The 1,149-nt window shown below is 61.6% G+C and carries 1 pseudogene; it reads right to left on the reverse strand.

The window, feature by feature from the left end:
- A pseudogene (locus OOJ60_RS24480) lies at nucleotides 1-1,149 on the reverse strand (RHS repeat protein); the annotation flags it as partial.

A 1,149-nucleotide genomic window follows, 5' to 3' on the forward strand; every position in this document is an offset into this window, starting at 1 on the left:
TCCGTCAGCCAGCCGCGTTCGTTGTACTGCCACTGTTCTGCCGGTTCGTCATTCACGGTGCGGTGCGTCAGACGGTCCGCTTCATCGTAATGCCACAGGGTGACCAGGCTTTCATCCTCGCTGCGGATAAGCTGTCCGGTGGCGCTGTAGTGATAACGCTGCGTCCGCCCGTCAAAGCCCGTTTCCTGTACCAGCCTGTCCAGCAGGTCGTAAGTAAAAGTGGTGCCGGCCCCGTTCTCATTGGCAAGCCGGATGACGCGCCCGGCGGCGTCGTATTCCATCTGCCGCGTGAGGCCGCCTCCGGTGGTGCTCACCGGGTGGCCTGCGGCGTCGTACGCTGTGGTCTGCCGGCTGCCGTCCGGGTGAATGACGGCGGTCAGGTCACCCGCCATACTGTACTCATAGCGGGTTTCGCGGCCTGCGGCATCCTTCAGGCTGACAAGTCTGCCCCGTTCATCGTAAGCGCGGTACTGGCTGAGACCTTCCTCCCGGTGAATGGCGGTGACCTGCCCGGAGCGGTTGTATTCATAGCAGGTCCGGTAGCCGGAGCAGTCGGTCAGGGTCAGCAACTGCCCGTGGCGGTCCCACGTCATGGACTTTTTGCTGCCGGTGGCGTCTTCAATGGCAGAAGGCAGTTCACTGTGCGGGTCATCATAAAAATAACGGGTAATATCGCCGCTGCGGGATTTCTCCTCTGTCAGACGCCCCCGGTTATCAAACGCCTGCCGGCTGCGCAGGCCGTCAGTGCCGGTGGTGGAGATGAGCTGGCGCCGGTCGTTATAGCTGAACCGTACGGACCTGCCGTCAGGCGTGACGATTTCCGTCACATTCCCGGAACCGACATTCAGCCGGTATTCGGTTTTACGCCCGGCCGCATCCGTCATCGCCACCATGCGGCCCGCGTTATCAAATTCCCGCGTCATCGTGCTGCCGTCGGCTTTTTCTTCCTTAATCACCCGTTTCAGTCCGCCTTCGCCTTCGGTGTGCAGCACCTCGCGGCGGTTCAGGCTGTCGGTAATGACGACGGCATTTTTTTCATAGCCGTAGCGATAGCTCAGGCCCGCCGGGTTATGCTGTTCCGTCACCTTCCCGCTGGCGTCATAGACGTAGGTGGTCTGCGGGCGGCCGGCATAACGGTGTGCGGTCATC

It is taken from the genome of Citrobacter sp. R4, from assembly GCF_026719175.1.
Lineage (GTDB): Bacteria > Pseudomonadota > Gammaproteobacteria > Enterobacterales > Enterobacteriaceae > Citrobacter_A > Citrobacter_A sedlakii.